This window comes from Anaerotignum faecicola, assembly GCA_024460105.1.
Lineage (GTDB): Bacteria > Bacillota > Clostridia > Lachnospirales > Anaerotignaceae > JANFXS01.
Genome location: JANFXS010000543.1, coordinates 1 through 394 on the forward strand (window position 1 = coordinate 1; position 394 = coordinate 394).

Sequence of the window (394 nt, forward strand, 5' to 3'; positions counted from 1 at the left end):
TTTCTTTTACACCATACTGGGTATATGGAGGAAATCCGACTCTGGAAATCTCACCGTCACCACGTCCCCTTACCTCTGTAATATAGTCATCCTCCAAAAGCCAGTCCCAGTCTCCCATGAAGGGGGTTTTCTTCCACTGCTTATACCGTCCCTCCTGCGGCGGATAGATCCACGGACCAAACCCACGGTCTCCCGGACCTTCTTCTGCACTGACATGCCATTTTCCGCTGAAATACATCTGATATCCCGCTTCTTTTAAATCTTCTGAAAAGAGCCTGATGCCTTCAATTAAGCCATGGGAAAATGCATCTGCCAGATCAATATTATTCCATATACCGTGTTCCGAGGGATACAATCCGGAAAAGAAACTGGCGCGGCTGGGACAGCAGTGGGG

At 48.7% G+C, this 394-nt stretch carries 1 protein-coding gene; it reads right to left on the reverse strand.

Annotated features, from left to right (window positions below; all coding sequences use genetic code 11):
- A partial coding sequence (locus NE664_15305; GenBank protein ID MCQ4727999.1) for a sulfatase-like hydrolase/transferase occupies positions 1–394 on the reverse strand: 394 nt, incomplete at both ends.